We start from the raw sequence: 16,121 nt of genomic DNA on the forward strand, positions 1-16,121 counted from the left end.
CGACTACGGCTCGAGCCAGCCCGCGACCATCCGGGCGATCTCCGCGATGACCGCATCGCGGTCGAGGTGCGACGGGGCTTCGAGGCCGATGCGGAGGCTGCTCGCTACGCCGACGCTGACCATGACGTACGCCTTGACCTCCAGTTCGGCGTCCGGGAGCGGGCCGAGCAGGTTCAGCAGGTAGCCGCGGGTCAGGATGAGGAGGCGGCGCTCCAGGTCGCCGAGGCCGAGCGCCTCGAGGGTGGCGTGCGGGGAGAGGGCGCGGACGAGTTCGCGGCGGCGCGCGAGGGTGTCGGCGATGCCGTGCAGGCTGCGGGCGAAGGACTCGGCGGGGGCGAGCGCCATGCCCGCCAGCACCGCGGCGGTGAACTGCTCCTCGAGTTCGCCGACGAGGCGCAGCCGCAGCGTCTCCAGGATGGCGTCCTTATCCGCGAAGTAGCGGTAGAGCGAGCCGATGCTCATGCCGGCGTGCGCGGCGATCCGGTTGGTCGACACATTCCCGACGCCGTGCTCGGCGAAGAGCTGAGTCGCGGCGGTGAGGATCCGCTCGCGAGTGTCCCGGGAACGCTCCTGCTGCGGCCTGCGCCGCTGGTCACCGACCTTCTCGACCACCGAACCCACCCCCGGGAAACACGAGTAGAACCTGAGCTTTTGCTCACCTTACGCTGAATTCGTGGCAACTCGACTCGCGCCGGGCGAATTCAGGTACTGGGACCGGGTGCAGGACCCGGCCGTGCAGCGCATGCGCAAGCTCTGGCGCACGATCTTCCGCTTCGACCCGCAACCCGACGACGCGCTGGTCGAGCGCTTCGCGGCCGCCTACTACCAGGCCGATCCGGTCGCGGAGGCGTTCGTGGACGAGGTCTACCTCGGCGAACTCGGCCCCAAGGCGGGCCGCGCCATGCTCGACCTCGCGCTGGAGCACGGCATCGACGCCGTCCCCGACCCGCCCGCCTCGCTGGTCCGGCTCTTCGCCGAGTTCGAGACGCCGCCGCCCTGGCTGGACCCGGCGCTGGTGGAGCGCGGCGCCGCTGTCTTCCGCCGCTGGGGCACCTCGGTCTTCGCCTTCGCCACCACCAGCACGCTGGAGATGTACTCGGAGAGCTCGATCACCAAGCCGCTCGCCTACACCGGCGGCTACGCGGGCGCCCGCGCGCACAAGCGACAGCTGGAGACGGTGCGGTTCTGGATCGATATCTCCGAGCCGGGCGGGCTGGCGATCGGCGCGCGCGGCAGGCAGACCACCATGCGGGTGCGGATCATGCACGTCTTCATCCGGCGCAAGCTGGTGCGGCGGCCGGAGTGGGACGCCGCCGCCTGGGGCGTGCCGATCAGCGTCGGCGACGCCACACTCACCCTGATGGCGGGCAGCGTGGTGCCCGGGCTGGCGCTCTGGAGCGTCGGGCTGCAGACGACGAAGCGGGAGATCGAGGCGACGCTGCACTTCTGGCGCTACGTCGGGCACCTGCTCGGGGTGCAGCCGGACTGGTACCCGCGGGATTTCCGGGAGTCGGTGCAGCTCATGTTCGCCGCCTTCGTGAAGCGGGCGCACACCGCGGGTGCGGACGGCGAGGAGCTGGTCGAGTCGTACCTGCCCGCCTTCGAGCCGAAGCCGGGCACGCCGTGGCGCAAGCGGCTGCGCGACGAGGTCAACTACCGGGTGCAGATCGGCTACACCGGCTTCTGGCTGCCGCCCGGCACCTACGCCAGGCACGCCATGCCGCGCAGGCTGCCCTGGGTGCTGCACCCGCTGGCACAGTTCCCGGTGCTGTTCACACTGGAGACGGCGCGCAGGCTGATCCCCGGCCTGGACCGGGTGGCCGATCGGGTGCAGCGCGCCCGCAGGGAGACCTGGTACCGCAACGAGATGGGCGCGGCGGCGGCCGAGTACACACCCGTGGAGGAGTTCCGCCGCTGACTAGATTCGCTGTCATGGCCGCCGATCCCGCCTCCGTCCGCCCGCTCGACGAGTCCGAGCGGCGCGCGCTCCGGATCGAGGTGGTGATCGTCCTCGCGCTCACCTTCGGGGCGAGCGGGCTCAGCGCCGCGCTCTCGCTGCTGGAGAGCGCGTTGCAGCCGGGCGGGGTGGGCGGCCGGACCGTCGCGCTGAACGCCTCGCGCGCCGACCAGCCCCTGCTCGACCTGGCCTTCCAGCTGCTCGGGGTGCTCCGGCTGGCGGCATGGGCCGCGCTCGGGCTCTACCTGCTCTGGCGCAGCGGGATCGGGCCGCGGCTGGTCGGGCTGGCCAGGGATCGGTGGCGCGCCGACCTGCTGGCCGGGCTCGGCTTCACCGCGCTGATCGGGCTGCCCGGGCTCGGGCTCTACCTGATCGCGCACGCGCTCGGCTTCAGCGTGACGATCGTGCCGAGCTCGCTCGCCGAGCACTGGTGGCGGCTGCCGGTGCTGATCCTCTCCGCCTGCGCCAACTCGGCGGCCGAGGAGATCCTCGTGGTCGGCTACCTGCTCACCCGGCTGCGGCAGCTCGGCTGGTCGGGCAACTCGTCGCTGCTGGCCTCGGCACTGCTGCGCGGCAGCTACCACCTCTACCAGGGGCTCGGCGGCGGGCTCGGCAACGTCGTGATGGGGCTGATCTTCGGGCGCTGGTGGCAGCGCACCGGGCGGCTCTGGCCGCTGCTGGTGGCGCACGCGCTGATCGACACCATCGCCTACGTCGGCTACACGGTGCTGCGCGGCCACGTCGGCTGGTTGCCCTGAGCCGCTAACACCGGCGGCGCTCCGGGTGATTCATCATGTGAGCGGGGGGATCTCAGCGCCCTCCCGCGTACCGCCCGATCGACCCGACGGATCAGTAGAGTCTGCATGATGAACGGCGAGGACCCCAAGTACCCCGCGCGCCGGACGCCGCCGCCCGGACAGCAAGGGCGCAGGCCGGGGCCGCCGCCGTCGCCCGGGGGCAGTCGTCCCGGGCCCGACGGTCGGGGTGCGCCGGGTGGGGGCAATCCGCCCGGCGGCGGTCGGGGGGTGCCCGGTGGCGGGAACCGGGGGTTCGGTCCCGGCGGGCAGCCGCACCGCGAGGGAGTTCGGGGGCCCAACCCTGGCGGACAGCCCCCTCGCGACGGAAATCAGGGATTCGGTCCGGGCGGCCAGTCTCGCGACGGAAAGCGGGGGCCCGGTCCCGGCGGACAGCCTCGCGGCGGGAACCGGGAGTCCGGCCATCGGGCACCCGGCGGGCAGCCGCCGCGCGGCGGCGATCCGCGCCGCAATCCCCCGCCCGGCGAACGGCACGTCGAGCCGACCCAGGTCGTGCGCCGGGACGGCAGGCGCGACCAGAACCAGCTCGCCTACTCGCAGTCCCCGGAGCCGGAGCAGGCGACCCGCCGCTACACCAGCAAGTACCCCACCCAGCAGCCGCCGCAGCGGGCGCAGCACGCGCCGACCCAGCAGCCGCAGCCCTACCGGGACGAGCGCCGCCCGCCCCCGCCACCGCCCGGCCGCGGCCGCACCGCGCCCCCGCGGGCGCCGCAGCCGGAGCGCCCGCGCAGGCGCCGCAAGCGGCACCCCTTCCGCTGGTTCCTGGTGCTCCTGCTGGTGCTGATCGTCGGCATGGTGGCGGCCGTTGTGCACCTGGACAATTCGCTGACCCGGATCGACGCGCTCAGCGCCTACGAGGGCAGGGGCGGCGACACCCCGGGCACCAACTGGCTGCTGGTCGGCTCGGACAGCAGGGCCGGGCTCTCCGAGGAGCAGGAGCAGGAGCTCGCCACCGGCGGCGAGGTCGGCTCCGAGCGCACCGACACCATCATCCTGGTGCACATCCCGAGCTCGGGGCAGGCGACGCTGGTCAGCCTGCCGCGCGACTCCTACGTCAGCGTGCCCGGCCACGGCAGGGACAAGCTGAACGCCTCGTTCTCGCTCGGCGGCCCGACCCTGCTGGTACAGACCGTCGAGGGCGCCACCGGGCTGCGCATCGACCACTACGCGCAGATCGGCTTCGGCGGCTTCGCCTCCGTGGTCGACACCCTCGGCGGCATCGACGTCTGCCTGGACGCCCCGATCAGCGACCCGCTGGCCGGCATCGACCTGCCCGCGGGCTGCCAGACCCTGGACGGCCCGCAGTCGCTCGGCTTCGTGCGCAGCCGGGCCACCGCGCTCGCCGATATCGACCGGATGAACAACCAGCGCAAGTTCATGTCGGCGCTGCTGAAGAAGGCGACCGGCGCGGGCACGCTGGCCAATCCGTTCACGCTCTGGCCGCTGGCCACCGACACCGTCGGCTCGGTGAAGGTGGACGAGGGCGACCACCTCTGGCACCTGGCCGCGCTCGGCTGGGCGATGCGCGGCGACACGATCAACACCACGGTGCCGATCGGCGGCTTCGAGGACACCGACAGCGGCAATGTGCTGCTCTGGGACCGCGACCGAGCCAGCCGGTTCTTCGACGCCCTCGCCAACGATCAGCCGATTCCGGAGGACCTCCGCACGGGGTAGGTTCGAATCATGGCAGGCGCATCGGTGGAGCAGCTCTTCGCGGGGCTGCTCCGCGACCACATTCGATTCGAGCTGACCACGTCGCAGCAGTACCTGGCGGTCGCGGTGTATTTCGACGCGGCGCGGCTGCCGCGCTCGGCGGCGTACGCGTACCGGCGCTCCGAGGACAACCGCACCGACGCGCTGCGCATGATCGGCTACCTGCTGGACCGGGAGCTCCCGGTCGGGGTGGCCGGAATCGATCCCATCCGCTCGGAGTTCGCTTCGTCACAGGAGGCCGCGGCGCACATCTGCGCCCTGGAGAGCGAGCGCAGCGATCGGCTCACCGATCTGGCGCAGCAGGCGCGGCGGGCGAACGACTATCTGGGCGAGCAGTTCACCGGCTGGTTCCTGGAGCAGCAGATCGAGGAGCTGGCCAGGGCGAACACGCTGCTCACCGTGGTGGAGCGGGCCGATGGCAATCTGTTCGACGTCGAGGAATTCCTGGCGCGGGAACAGTCGGCGCGCCCGGCGGTGCCCACCGGAGTACCGCCGCGCATTCCCGGAATTGCTTCCCGGAGCAGTAGCTGAATTCACTATTCTATTCAGCGCGGAATTAGGCAATACTATCCTCAATAAGGGTGTACTTGGATGACAGCGCCTTTGACCAGCACTAATGTGGTCAGCATGTCGACCCACCCGGAGCCACCGCGCAGTAAATTCCACGGCCTGCTGCAGGATCAGATCCACAATGAATTCAATGCGGAGCACCAGTACATCGCCCTGGCGGTCTGGTACGACAACGCGGATCTGCCGCAGCTCGCCAAGCTCTTCTACAAGCAGGCGGTCGAAGAGCGCAACCACGCCATGATGATCGTCCAGTACTTCCTGGATCGCGATATCAGCGTCGAGATCACCAGCGTCGACGCGGCCAAGTCGCACTTCGAGAATGCCCGCGAGCCGATCGCGCTGGCGCTGGCGCAGGAGAAGACCGTCACCGACCAGGTGGTCCAGCTCGCGAGCACCGCCCGCGAGGAGGGTGACTACCTCGGTGAGCAGTTCATGCAGTGGTTCCTGAAGGAGCAGGTCGAGGAGGTCGCTCGGATGACCACCCTGCTCACGATCGCCGATCGGGCCGGGTCCAACCTGTTCGATCTCGAGGAGTTCATCGCCCGCGAAATGGGCGGCCCCGCGGATACCTCCGGCGCCCCCCACGCCGCCGGCGGCCATCTCTGACCGACCCGATCGGCTCCACGGCGACTGAACACCGCGGGCCCGGCTCCCACAGGGAGCCGGGCCCGCTGCCGTAGCCCCGAACCCAGCCACCAGGGGGCGAGTCTTACGAGCCCCGTTCGCGGCCCGTCTCGTCGTTCAGCGCTCGAAGCGCATGCGGCGGAGCCGCGAGTCTCGAGCGCTGAACGGCGAGACTCCCCGGGGCCGCGAACCCGTCGCGCCGAAGGCGCGACAAATTCAACGCAATGTCACCTGGCGGGAGCGGAGGCCATCCCTGGAGCGGCGCTCCTCGGAGGTGAGCGGCTCGTCGGAGGCGAGCGCACCGGCCAGCCGGGCGGCGAATTCGTCGGCGGGGGCTACCCATTCGTCGGGGTGCCGCTCGCGGTCCAGGTCGAAGACGGGGACCAGCAGGCCGTGCGTGCGGAAGGTGCCGGCGAAGCGCGAGCCGTCGCCGAGGTGCAGCCCGCCGGCGGCGTGCAGCCGGGCGAGCGCCGCCATCAGCTCGTCCTCCGGCTCCGGGCGGACCCAGCGCACGTGCGCCTTCTCCCCGGCATCCACCCACCAGGCGGCGCCGATCGAGTCGGGGCCGAGCGCGAGCCGCGCCGAGGGCATGATGGCCTGCTTGGCCTGCTCGATGGTGGCAGCCACTTGGGCGTCGGGAACGACGCCCTCCGGGACCCACCAGTCGAAGTCCTGGTGCACGGTGAGTTCCAGATCGGCGCCGGGATCGAGGACGTCGGTCAGGGTCGGGCCGCCTTCGACGGCGTCCGCGCTGTTCAGCGACTCACCACCCTCGGCGGATTGGGTCCACAGCACGGCGGCGGCGAGATCGGCCGCCGGGTCGGGGCCCTGCTGCTGCACCTGGACGCCGACGAAGCCGATCTCCTCGTCCCCGGCGCGCACCAGCGCGGCCACCGCGCCGGGCAGCACCGTGGCCAGCACCACCGAGCGCTCGGCGGCCACGCCGGGCGCGAGCTTCAGGGTCGCGGTCGCGGAGGGCACGAACTCGCGGAGCGCGACCAGGTCGCACTCGGCGGCCAGTCCCTGGAACGGCCGGGTGACGGCATTGGCCGCCTGCTCCAGTGCCGCCCGGCGCTCGGCGAGCCGCTGGGCCCGGTTGCCGTCGGGCTTCGGAGTGTTGCGCTTGCTCTTACCCACGGGGGGTCAACCTACAGGGTCGGGGCGCGGGTGTGGTTCAAGCGGGGGCGGCGAGCAGCGCCTTGGTGCGGCCGGGGTGGTTGGTGGCCACCCAGCTGACCCCGAGTTCGGCGCAGAGCGTGACGTCTTCCGGGTCGTCGACGGTCCAGCAGTAGGTGGCCCGGCCCGCCGCGGCGGCCTTGTCCACCAGGTCCGGGTGCTCGCGCAGGGTCTTGACCGACGGTCCGACGGCGGTGGCGCCAACCGTGGTGGCCGCGCTGCCGCCGAGGTAGCGCGAGGACTCGCCGAGCAGCACCGTCGGCAGCAGCGGCGCGGCGCGGCGGATCCGCCAGACCGCGCTCGCCGCGAACGACATGACCACCGCGCGCGAGTGGTCGGCGGAGGCCGGGGTGGCGATGCCGAACCGCTGCAACTCGGCGAGCAGCTTGTTCTCCACCAGCGCGCCGTAGCGCACCGGGTGCTTGGTCTCGATGAAGAGCTTGGTGGGACGGCTGCGCCAATCGAGCACCAGCTGGATCAGCTCGGCCAGGGTGAGCAGCCCGGCCGGGGCGCCGGGCGCGCCGAAGTCGAGGTCGGCCAGCTCGGCGAGGGTGAGCTCGCTGACGACGCCGCTGCCGTCGGAGGTGCGGTCGACGGTGCGGTCGTGCACGCAGACCAGGTGCCCGTCGCGGGTGAGCCGGACGTCGCACTCGACCCCGTCGGCGCCCTGCTCGAGCGCCAGCTCGTAGGCGGCGAGGGTGTGTTCCGGCCGCGCCGCCGAGGCGCCGCGGTGCGCGACCACGAACGGCGCGCGACTGCCCTGGGTCACTTGGCCCCGACCTCCTCCTGTTCGCGGTCGCCCGCTTCGTCGCCGGTATTGTCTCCCGCCGCCGGCTCCTGGCGCGCGGCGGCGGTCGATTGGGGCTGCTCGGTGCGGTGCAGCGGCGCGATGACCGGCACCGCCGGATCGACCGCCACGGTGAGGCGGTGCGAGATCCTGGTGCGGCCGCGCAGGTCGCGGCCCTCCAGCGCGTTCAGCACGCCGACCGTCAGCAGCGCGACGGCGGCGGCGAGCAGGTCGGTCAGCGCGGTGACGAGCACGCCGTCCGCCTTGGCCTGCAGCGAGTCGGCGCTGCGCCAGCAGAGCGCGGCGACCGCGACCAGCCCGCCGAGCACCCAGACCAGCCACCAGACCCGGATCACCCGCAGCGCGCGGGGATCGTCGCGGCCGGCGAGCGCCTCGGTGAGGAAGACGCCGGGCCAGACCAGGTTCAGCACCGGGATCAGCGTGCCGAGCAGCAGCGCGCGTGGCGACCGCGGGTCCCGCCCGCCGATCCGGGCGTAGGCGGCCCGGCGCAGCTGGATCAGCCGCGCCACCGCCGCGACGGCGGCGAGCAGCGCGAGCACGGCGGCGAGCACCGCGAAGGTGAGCACCGCCGCGTCCGAGATCCGGAGCAGCAGCGGGTCGACCAGCCGGGTGCGGTTGTACAGCAGGATGCCGTAGCGGCCGAGCTCGGCGAGCGCGGCCAGCGCGAAGGTGAGCGCGGTCCAGAGCAGCAGCTTCCTGGCCGCGGCGGCGGCGCGGTCGAGCCTGCTCGCGGGCGCGGCGCCCGGCTCGGCGGGGGTGTCGAGCAGCCCCCAGCGCGGGATCTCGGTGTAGCGCGGGGTGCCCGCTGCGGGCCCGGGGTGCGGGCGCGGGGCGGCCCGGGCGCCGCGGTGCTCCGGCTTGCGCGCGACCCAGCGGTAGTTGCGCCGCTCCGGCGGCGCGTCGACCGGGCCGGGCGAGAGCAGGACGCCGCGGCAGCGCGGGCACCAGTGCATGGGCGCGCCGTGCACCGCCCAGCGCGCGCCGCACCGGGCGCAAGGCTGCACCACCGTACTCACCGGACCCCGCCCTTCAGTAGATTCGCGCCTCGTTGTCGCCCTCGGCGGCGAGCGGCCGCCCGGCCCGCTGCCAGGACACCATGCCACCGCCGACGTTCACCGCCTCGTACCCGATGTTCGCCAGGTACTTCACCACCTCCAGCGACCGGCCGCCCTGGCGGCAGACCACGTAGATGTCGGCGTCCGGGTCGAGCTCGCCGACCCGGGCGGGCACGTCGGCCATCGGGATGTGCACCGCGCCGGGCGCGTGGCCGAGGCGCCACTCGTCGTCCTCGCGCACGTCGAGCAGGATCGCCGGTGGGGTGACCGCCGCCGGGGCGGCCGAGTCGAACGCGCCGGGAACCTCCCGGACCGGAACCGTCGGAACATCGGGGCTCGTCACGGTTTCGATCCTGCCATGCGTGCCGGGCGGCCGCGTGGTTGCGCGCCGGGTATCCACAGCTGACCGCTCCCGCCGGATCTCCGCACCCCCCGTCCACGCATTCGACAGCGCGAACGGGCATGGGGTAGGTTTCGAAGCTCCGGCGCCGGACGCCGCTCTCGATCTCTCCGCGTTGTGCATGGCCACGACCGAGTTATCCACAGATTCCACAACCTGATCCACAGGGGTCAGCTATCGCCCTGCGCGCGATTCACAGGCGGCGACTATAACCTCAGGCACCACAGCTACCTTTCGGTAAACACCGCCGCACGAGCTATCCACCGAGTTATCCACAGGCTGCCCGCTACGCCGGCGGCGGGAGCGACCGATCCGGGACTCCCCTCCAAACATCCCGGAGCGGCCACTCGCCGCCGGCTCGGAACCCAGGGAGGCTCCGATATCTAGTTGGACGGGGCCGGGAGCGATTCGGTTCCCTCGGCCGCGATCTTCCCGCCGGGCCACGGGACTCTTCCTGCGGAAACAGCGACGTCCGGCGGCACCATCGGTAGCCTGGCGCTATGACCAGCGGCGCGCGGCAGACGGCACTCGACCCCACTTCGACGCCGGAAACCGGGCCGGAAACGGCACCCAACGAGATCGTCGCGCGGCGTGATGCCGGGCACGATTCCCGCGCGCTCGATCCGCTGCTCGACACCGAGGGGCTGAATATCGCGCTCGCCGAGGCGGTCTGCCTCGGCTCGGCCTTCGACGCGGACGGCCGCACGCTCTGCCTGGAGCTGGAGGTGCTGCGGCTACCGGAGACCCGCTCCGGGGTCGGCGGAGACCATCGGGACGGCCGGGTCCGGCTGACGCTGCGCGGGGTCGGCCGGGTGGCCGCCTCGCTGCGCCGCCAGCTCTGGAACCACGTCGGCGCCGATATCCTCCCGCTCGCCCCCGACACCCTGGACCAGGCGATCAAGAGCTTCGGCGGCGGGAGGCTGCACGGCTGGGAGTTCGTCGACGTGGACGACAGCGGCTGGTCGCTCTGGCGCGAACTGCTCAGCTTCGACGCGGTGCTCGACCCCGAGCGGCCCGGTGCGCACGTCTTCGAGTTCTCCCAGGAGGAGGGGGTCGACCCGCGCGAGCTGGACGTCCGGGTGTGGTTCGATGAGCTCTCCGTGCAGGACGCGACCGGCGCCGAGCTCTCCCCCGCACACTTCGTGGCGGACGGCAGGCGCTGGTGGGCGGCGCACGACGCGGGCGACCCCAGGGCGGTCCGGCCGGGCATCGCGCCGCCGTTGTGATCAGCGTGCGCGGAATACCGTGCCGAGAGGCCGGTTGATACCGAGCGGGTGTACGAATGATGGTCGGGGGCGCGTCCGAGCCGGAGCGCGCCCCGGCCCGACACAGGAAGGGACAACGTGGCTGAGTACACGCTGCCGGATCTGGATTACGACTACAGCGCCCTGGAGCCCCACATCTCCGGGCAGATCAACGAGATTCACCATTCGAAGCACCACGCCGCCTACGTGGCGGGTGTGAACACCGCGCTGGAGAAGCTGGAGGGCGCCCGCGAAGCGGGTGACCACGGCGCCATCTTCCTGCACGAGAAGAACCTCGCCTTCCACCTCGGCGGCCACGTCAACCACTCCATCTGGTGGAAGAACCTCTCCCCGAACGGCGGCGACAAGCCGGTCGGCGAGCTGGCCTCGGCGATCGACGACCAGTTCGGCTCGTTCGACAAGTTCCGCGCGCAGTTCACCGCCGCGGCCAACGGCCTGCAGGGCTCCGGCTGGGCCGTGCTCGGCTACGACACCCTCGGCCAGAAGCTGCTCACCTTCCAGCTCTACGACCAGCAGGCCAACGTGCCGCTCGGCATCATCCCGCTGCTCCAGGTGGACATGTGGGAGCACGCCTTCTACCTGCAGTACAAGAACGTGAAGGCGGACTACGTGACCGCGTTCTGGAACGTGGTCAACTGGGCCGACGTCCAGGACCGCTTCGCCAAGGCGACCGGCCAGGCCAAGGGCCTGATCTTCGGCTGAGCCGATCCCGCCCCGACGGCCCGCGGACGAATGTCCGCGGGCCGTCGTGTGTTTCGGCTGGGTAAAGCGTTCGCCGCTGGCAGTCGGTGGTACTTGTGTGCCAGATGATCTCTGCGTCATCCTCGAAACTCCCACCGCACGGGAGGCAGCCATGCGCGCGAACGAACCCATCGGCATCACGCCGTTCCACTCCAGCGGGGTACTGCGGGGCTTCGTGATCTCCGGCCGCTGGCCGGACAGCACCAAGGAGTGGGCGCAGTTCCTGATTCTCGCGGTCCGGGTGGCCTCGATGCCGGGGCTGCTCGCCACCACCACCGTCTTCGGGGTGCGCGAGGACCTGCCCGACGACCCGGCGCCCGGCACCATCGGCATGGTGCTCGCCGAGGGGCCGGTGCTCGGCGCGGAGGCGCTGCCGCCCGGCCGGTTCGCCGATCCGGTGCCGCCCGCACTGATCATGCTGCACCCGCCCTCGGAGACGAAGCCCACACTCCCGGAGTGCGCGGGCGCGGCCTCCGGCTGCGTGCTGCTGCCCGGGGTGCCGCACCTCGGGCTCCAGCACCGCGCGGCGTGGGCCGAGGCGGAGTCGGACGGAACGGTGACGTCGCTGGTCAGCCGGGTCGGGCTGGACCCGATCAGCGATCCCGACACCGCGGTTCTGGCTATGCTGCTCGCCGCTTGAGGGTTCCCTAACTTTCGGAACCGGTATTCCCAAACTTATTGTGGCGGTTATCTTTTGACGAGAACGGTATTGCCCTACCGGCATTTCCGCAGGTAAATTCGGTTTCGTGCTCACCACCGCAATGCTGGCCATCGGCATCGTCTTCCTCGCCGAGCTCGGCGACAAGTCGCAGCTGATGGCGCTGACATTCGCGCTCAAGTACCGCTGGTGGGTGGTGCTGAGCGGGATCGCCGTCGCCGCCGCCGGCGTGCACCTGATCTCGGTCGGCGTCGGCCACTTCCTCGGCTCGGCGCTGCCGACCACCGCCATCGCGCTGCTCGCGGCGGTCATCTTCCTCGCCGTCGGCGTGTGGACGCTGCGCGAGCACGCGGCCGGCGGGGGCGACGAGGACGACGAGGAGCCGCGCCTCGCCACCCGGGCGGCGCCGTTCTTCGTGGTCAGCTCGGCCTTCCTGCTGGCGGAGCTCGGCGATCGCACCATGTTCGCCACCGCCGCGCTCGCCACCGACTACGACTGGCTCGGGGTGTGGATCGGCTCCACCATCGGCATGGTCGCCGCCGACGCGCTCGCCATCGCGCTCGGCATCCTGCTCGGCAAGCACCTGCCCGAGCACGCCATCGGCATCGGCTCCGGGCTGCTCTTCCTCTACTTCGGGTCGCTCACCGGGCTCGGCACCGTGCTCGGCACGCCGGTCGCCGCGCTGCTCGCGCTGCTCGCCCCCGCGCTCGCGGGCGCCACGCTGCTGGTGCTGCGGCGCGGGCGCGCGGAGCAGCCCGCCGAGCCGCCGGTGCGCGCCGAGCGCTGACCCGCTCAGCGCCGGGCGGGCTCGGCGAAGGCGTTGCCGTAGAGCACCCCGCCGCGGTGCACCAGGTCGAGCAGCGGCGCGCGCAGCGCGCGCACCCCGGACATGTCGCCCGCGGCGATCCGCCCGGTCACCATGCCGCCGATCCCGGCCGCCAGCGCGGCGCAGGCGAACATCTGCGCGTCGGTCTGCACATCGAGCACCTCGGCGATCAGCTCGACGAAGAGCCGCTGCAGCTCGGCCCTGCGGGCCACCGCGGGCGAGCCGACCGCGAATACCTCGACCAGGAAGACCCGCGCGCTCGCCGGGTCGTCGACCAGGTGGTCCAGGTACGCCTCGAAGATCCGGTCCATCCGGTTGCTCCGCATGGTCCACTCGTCCACCGTCTCCGGGTCGTCCACCGTGGCGGCGGCGCGCTCGATCTTGTCCAGCAGCAGCGTCACCGCGCGCTCGTAGGTGGCCTCGAAGCAGTGCTCCTTGGAGCGGAACTGCTCGTAGAAGGTCTCCCGCGACACCCCGGCGCGCTTCAGGATGGCCGCCACCGACGTGCCGATATAGCCGTAGTCCACCATCGCGTCGGCCATCGCGCTCAGGATGCGCTCGCGCTGCGACGCCACCACCTGTTCGCGGGGCAGGCCGTGCCGCCCGCGCGGCAGATGGCGGAGGCTCGGCGTCGGTTCGGTCATGTGGGTCGGCTCCGTTGCTCGGGGGTAGCGCCGCCGGCGGATCCTGGACGGGCCACCAGGCCTGTCCATTGTGCACAACCCGGTGTCAGGCCGATCGCTCGATCTTGCGCGTGCGCGGCGGCTGGTCGGTGGTGAAGCCGGCCCGCTCGGTGCGCGCGATCTCCACCGCCTGCTCGACGCCGTGCCGCAGGGCCAGGTCGATCACGCGCTGGGCGATCCCGCGGAACGGGAGCACCCCGGCCACCCACCAGGGGGAGACCACCTGCCGCCTGCGCCGCAGAATGGCGCGTTCGAGCGTATCGATCGCCGGGCCGAGCGGGGCGACGCCGGACACCGTAGCCCGGCCGAGGATGGCGCGCGCGGCCGCGGTGCCGAAGCCGCGCGAGGTCATATCGGTGTCCAGCTCGGCGAAGTAGGCGATCCCGACCTTGGCGCCGGTGTGCCTGATCTCGTGCCGCAGCGTGTTGCCGAGCACCTCGACCCCGGCCTTGGTGACGCTGTACGCCCCGGCCAGCGGCAGGTGCACCGCGCCGGCGAGCGAGGAGACCAGCAGCACGTAGCCGCCGGGGTGCGCCACGTGCGGGCCGGTGGCGCGCAGCGTGTAGTAGACGCCGAGCACGTTCACCGCGAGCATCTCCTCCAGTACCGCGGCCTCCCCGCCGAGCAGCGGGAACTGCCGGGCTATGCCCGCGTTCGCGACGACCACGTCCAGCCCGCCGAGCTCCGCGACGAGGGTGCGGACCACCCGCTCCACCTGAGCCTGGTCGCCCACGTCGCAGTAGCGCCAGGGGGCGTCGCCGCAGTCGGCAGCGACATCGGCGAGCAGGTCCGGCTCCAGCCCGAGCAGCGCCACCGCGGCGCCGCGCGCGTGCAACTGCCTGGCCAGCACGGCGCCGATACCGCGCGCCGCGCCGGTGATCAGGATCTTGCGGCCGGCGAGCGAAGCACCGGCGGAGAGCTTCATGGCTCGACGGTACCACCTTGCGAACAATGGTGTTCGCAATTCACCGGGCAGGGAGGTGGCCGAACCGGAAATTCCGACCGGTTAGGGTGCGAATGACCCAGAGCCAATGGGCTGTCACGAACGAGAGGACCATCGTGGAGATTTCGGGTTCCGCCGCCATCGTCACCGGAGGGGCATCCGGCCTGGGTGCCGCCACCGCCAAGCGCTTCGCCGACCTGGGTGCGACCGTGTTCGGACTGGACGTGCCGCAGTCGATCGAGCGCGCAGGCGACAACGTACCCGACGGCGTCACGCTGCTGGCCGCCGATGTCACCAGTGGTGACGATGTCGCCGCCGCGGTGGCGAAGGTCGTCGAGTCCGGCGTCCCGCTGCGCATCGTGGTGAACTGCGCCGGGGTCGGCTGGGCCGGGCGCATCCTGTCCAAGAACGGCCCGCACGATCTGGAGCTGTTCCGCACCGTCATCACGGTGAACCTGCTCGGCTCGTTCAATGTCATGCGGCTGGCCGCCGACGCCATCGCCAAGACCGATCCGGTGGACGATTACGGCCAGCGCGGTGTGGTCATCAACACCGCCTCGGTCGCGGCCTTCGAGGGCCAGGTCGGCCAGATCGCCTACTCCGCCTCCAAGGGCGGCGTGCACGGCATGACCGTGCCCGCCGCGCGCGACCTGGCGCAGTTCGGCATCCGGGTGAACACCATCGCCCCCGGCATCATCGACACCCCGATGCTGGCCGGTGTCACCGAGGAGTACCGCAAGGGGCTGGAGGCCGGCGTGCCGTTCCCGTCCCGGCTCGGCCGCCCGGACGAGTACGCGCAGCTCTCGCAGTACATCGTCGAGCACGACTACCTGAACGGCGAGACCATCCGGATGGACGGCGCGCTGCGCATGGCCCCGCGCTAGGCTCCCCGCGCTCCGCGAACCCCCCTCGGCCCCGGCCGCGGGGGGTTCGCTCGTCTCAGTCGAGCTGCGGCTTGTGCCCGATGCCGAGCAGCGCGATGGCGGGCAGCGGCTGGTTCGGGCGGTACCGCCGGTCCAGGTACTCCCGGACCCGCCGGGAGCGCTCGGCCCACAGCTCCTCGCCCCACAGCGTCCGCATGAGCTGCAGCGCGGCGCTGCTGCGCACCATGGTCTCCCAGAGCTCGGCGCCGTCGGCGAAGCGGGTGACGATGGAGTGGCGCTGGATCACCACCCCGTGGAACCCGGCGGTGCGCAGCTCGCTCTGGAAGACCTCGGGGTTCTCCAGGCTGAGGAAGTCCTGCTGCGGCTCGCCGAGCTCGGGCACCGCCTCGGCGAACGCCTCGTACAGCATCGTCAGCAGCGGGGATTCGCAGACCGGCGCCCAGTTCGAGATGACGACGGTGCCGCCGGGGCGGAGCACCCGGTGGAGCTCGCCGAGCGCGCGGTAGCGGTCCGGGAAGAACATCAGCCCGAACATGGAGAAGGCGGCGTCGAAGCTGCGGTCGGCGTACGGCAGCTCCCTGGCGTCGGCCACGTCGGTCACGATGTTGTGCAGCCCGGCGGCGGCCGCGGCGTCCGCCAGCAAACGCAGCATCCCCGGCGAGATGTCGACCGCGGCGACCCGGCCCGCCCGCTCGGCGGCAGGCAGGCTGAGCGCGCCGGTGCCCGCGGCCACATCCAGCACCGCCGACTCGCTGGTCAGCGCGGCGAACTCCAGCGCGAGCACGGCGAACGGCCGCATCACCGCGGCGGCGAATTCCCCGTACCCGACCGCGACGGCGTCCCAGACCTCCGCGGTCTCCAGCGGACTCCCCGACATGTTCCGACGATCCTTCCGACCGCACCAGACTACGTCCGCATCCCTCCGGCAAACCCCGCTCCGCGAAATCGTGCGGAAACGGACCCGCCGCCGGGGATCGGTGCGACCGATCCCCGGCGGGGC

At 72.0% G+C, this 16,121-nt stretch carries 18 protein-coding genes; 10 read left to right on the forward strand and 8 right to left on the reverse strand.

Annotated elements, in window-relative coordinates:
• Positions 1-3: 3 nt before the first annotated feature.
• Positions 4-612, reverse strand: coding sequence for a helix-turn-helix domain-containing protein (locus AB0H71_RS08260; RefSeq protein ID WP_357016569.1), 609 nt, complete (start codon positions 610-612; stop codon positions 4-6).
• 61 nt (positions 613-673) lie between these two features.
• On the opposite strand from AB0H71_RS08260, the gene AB0H71_RS08265 reads away from it, so the two are divergent.
• From AB0H71_RS08265 to AB0H71_RS08285, 5 genes are all read left to right on the forward strand, one after another.
• Entirely contained in the window at positions 674-1,918 is a 1,245-nt protein-coding gene (locus AB0H71_RS08265; RefSeq protein ID WP_357016572.1) for an oxygenase MpaB family protein, read from the forward strand.
• 14 nt (positions 1,919-1,932) lie between these two features.
• The gene (locus tag AB0H71_RS08270) at positions 1,933-2,715 is read left to right on the forward strand and encodes a CPBP family intramembrane glutamic endopeptidase (RefSeq protein ID WP_357016575.1); all 783 of its coding nucleotides are present in this window, start codon (positions 1,933-1,935) and stop codon (positions 2,713-2,715) included.
• A 549-nt stretch (positions 2,716-3,264) separates the two neighbouring features.
• Positions 3,265-4,449, forward strand: a complete 1,185-nt coding sequence (locus AB0H71_RS08275; protein ID WP_357016578.1) for an LCP family protein — start codon at positions 3,265-3,267, stop codon at positions 4,447-4,449.
• A 9-nt stretch (positions 4,450-4,458) separates the two neighbouring features.
• Positions 4,459-5,019, forward strand: coding sequence for a ferritin-like domain-containing protein (locus AB0H71_RS08280; RefSeq protein WP_357016581.1), 561 nt, complete (start codon positions 4,459-4,461; stop codon positions 5,017-5,019).
• A 96-nt stretch (positions 5,020-5,115) separates the two neighbouring features.
• The gene (locus tag AB0H71_RS08285; RefSeq protein ID WP_357016584.1) at positions 5,116-5,664 is read left to right on the forward strand and encodes a ferritin; all 549 of its coding nucleotides are present in this window, start codon (positions 5,116-5,118) and stop codon (positions 5,662-5,664) included.
• A gap of 234 nt (positions 5,665-5,898) precedes the next feature.
• On the opposite strand, the gene AB0H71_RS08290 is transcribed toward AB0H71_RS08285, so the two are convergent.
• From AB0H71_RS08290 to AB0H71_RS08305, 4 genes are read right to left on the reverse strand one after another with little or no spacing between them, the layout of a single operon-like run.
• Positions 5,899-6,819: a DUF5926 family protein gene (locus tag AB0H71_RS08290; RefSeq protein ID WP_357016588.1), complete on the reverse strand. Its 921-nt coding sequence runs from the start codon at positions 6,817-6,819 to the stop codon at positions 5,899-5,901.
• A 37-nt stretch (positions 6,820-6,856) separates the two neighbouring features.
• Positions 6,857-7,627 (reverse strand): glycerophosphodiester phosphodiesterase, encoded by a 771-nt coding sequence (locus AB0H71_RS08295; protein ID WP_357016591.1) that lies wholly within the window; start codon positions 7,625-7,627, stop codon positions 6,857-6,859.
• The gene (locus AB0H71_RS08300) at positions 7,624-8,682 is read right to left on the reverse strand and encodes a DUF4328 domain-containing protein (RefSeq protein WP_357016594.1); all 1,059 of its coding nucleotides are present in this window, start codon (positions 8,680-8,682) and stop codon (positions 7,624-7,626) included. Before AB0H71_RS08300 ends, AB0H71_RS08295 begins: the two co-directional genes overlap by 4 nt.
• Positions 8,683-8,695: 13 nt before the next feature.
• Positions 8,696-9,064, reverse strand: a complete 369-nt coding sequence (locus tag AB0H71_RS08305) for a rhodanese-like domain-containing protein (RefSeq protein WP_357016597.1) — start codon at positions 9,062-9,064, stop codon at positions 8,696-8,698.
• Between the two features lie 557 nt (positions 9,065-9,621).
• Here AB0H71_RS08305 and AB0H71_RS08310 point away from each other — a divergent pair.
• The 4 genes from AB0H71_RS08310 to AB0H71_RS08325 all read left to right on the forward strand — a co-directional run bounded on the left by AB0H71_RS08310 (position 9,622) and on the right by AB0H71_RS08325 (position 12,572).
• Complete coding sequence (locus tag AB0H71_RS08310) at positions 9,622-10,347, forward strand: hypothetical protein (protein WP_357016599.1); 726 nt, start codon at positions 9,622-9,624, stop codon at positions 10,345-10,347.
• Between the two features lie 117 nt (positions 10,348-10,464).
• Positions 10,465-11,088, forward strand: coding sequence for a superoxide dismutase (locus tag AB0H71_RS08315; protein WP_357016602.1), 624 nt, complete (start codon positions 10,465-10,467; stop codon positions 11,086-11,088).
• A 151-nt stretch (positions 11,089-11,239) separates the two neighbouring features.
• Positions 11,240-11,767, forward strand: a complete 528-nt coding sequence (locus AB0H71_RS08320) for a peptidase (RefSeq protein WP_357016605.1) — start codon at positions 11,240-11,242, stop codon at positions 11,765-11,767.
• Between the two features lie 106 nt (positions 11,768-11,873).
• Positions 11,874-12,572 carry a TMEM165/GDT1 family protein gene (locus AB0H71_RS08325; protein WP_357016608.1) on the forward strand — a complete coding sequence of 233 codons (699 nt, stop codon included), beginning with the start codon at positions 11,874-11,876 and terminating at the stop codon, positions 12,570-12,572.
• 5 nt (positions 12,573-12,577) lie between these two features.
• On the opposite strand, the gene AB0H71_RS08330 is transcribed toward AB0H71_RS08325, so the two are convergent.
• Both AB0H71_RS08330 and AB0H71_RS08335 read right to left on the reverse strand, forming a co-directional pair.
• Positions 12,578-13,255, reverse strand: a complete 678-nt coding sequence (locus AB0H71_RS08330; protein WP_357016610.1) for a TetR/AcrR family transcriptional regulator — start codon at positions 13,253-13,255, stop codon at positions 12,578-12,580.
• Between the two features lie 85 nt (positions 13,256-13,340).
• Positions 13,341-14,219, reverse strand: coding sequence for an SDR family NAD(P)-dependent oxidoreductase (locus AB0H71_RS08335; protein ID WP_357016613.1), 879 nt, complete (start codon positions 14,217-14,219; stop codon positions 13,341-13,343).
• 134 nt (positions 14,220-14,353) lie between these two features.
• Here AB0H71_RS08335 and AB0H71_RS08340 point away from each other — a divergent pair, with 134 nt between their 5' ends.
• Positions 14,354-15,121, forward strand: coding sequence for an SDR family NAD(P)-dependent oxidoreductase (locus AB0H71_RS08340; protein WP_357016616.1), 768 nt, complete (start codon positions 14,354-14,356; stop codon positions 15,119-15,121).
• A 55-nt stretch (positions 15,122-15,176) separates the two neighbouring features.
• Here AB0H71_RS08340 and AB0H71_RS08345 read toward each other — a convergent pair whose 3' ends face one another.
• Complete coding sequence (locus tag AB0H71_RS08345; RefSeq protein ID WP_357016619.1) at positions 15,177-15,998, reverse strand: class I SAM-dependent methyltransferase; 822 nt, start codon at positions 15,996-15,998, stop codon at positions 15,177-15,179.
• Positions 15,999-16,121 lie beyond the last annotated feature (123 nt).

Source organism: Nocardia sp. NPDC050697 (genome assembly GCF_040654395.1).
GTDB lineage: Bacteria > Actinomycetota > Actinomycetes > Mycobacteriales > Mycobacteriaceae > Nocardia.

What these genes read in the sequence shown, in the direction of transcription:
- AB0H71_RS08285 (WP_357016584.1), top strand. Translation starts at nt 5,116, where the DNA reads ATGTCGACCCACCCGGAGCCACCGCGCAGTAAATTCCACGGCCTGCTG.
- AB0H71_RS08335 (WP_357016613.1), bottom strand. Translation starts at nt 14,219, where the DNA reads ATGAAGCTCTCCGCCGGTGCTTCGCTCGCCGGCCGCAAGATCCTGATC.
- AB0H71_RS08330 (WP_357016610.1), bottom strand. Translation starts at nt 13,255, where the DNA reads ATGACCGAACCGACGCCGAGCCTCCGCCATCTGCCGCGCGGGCGGCAC.
- AB0H71_RS08345 (WP_357016619.1), bottom strand. Translation starts at nt 15,998, where the DNA reads ATGTCGGGGAGTCCGCTGGAGACCGCGGAGGTCTGGGACGCCGTCGCG.
- AB0H71_RS08320 (WP_357016605.1), top strand. Translation starts at nt 11,240, where the DNA reads ATGCGCGCGAACGAACCCATCGGCATCACGCCGTTCCACTCCAGCGGG.
- AB0H71_RS08270 (WP_357016575.1), top strand. Translation starts at nt 1,933, where the DNA reads ATGGCCGCCGATCCCGCCTCCGTCCGCCCGCTCGACGAGTCCGAGCGG.
- AB0H71_RS08310 (WP_357016599.1), top strand. Translation starts at nt 9,622, where the DNA reads ATGACCAGCGGCGCGCGGCAGACGGCACTCGACCCCACTTCGACGCCG.
- AB0H71_RS08280 (WP_357016581.1), top strand. Translation starts at nt 4,459, where the DNA reads ATGGCAGGCGCATCGGTGGAGCAGCTCTTCGCGGGGCTGCTCCGCGAC.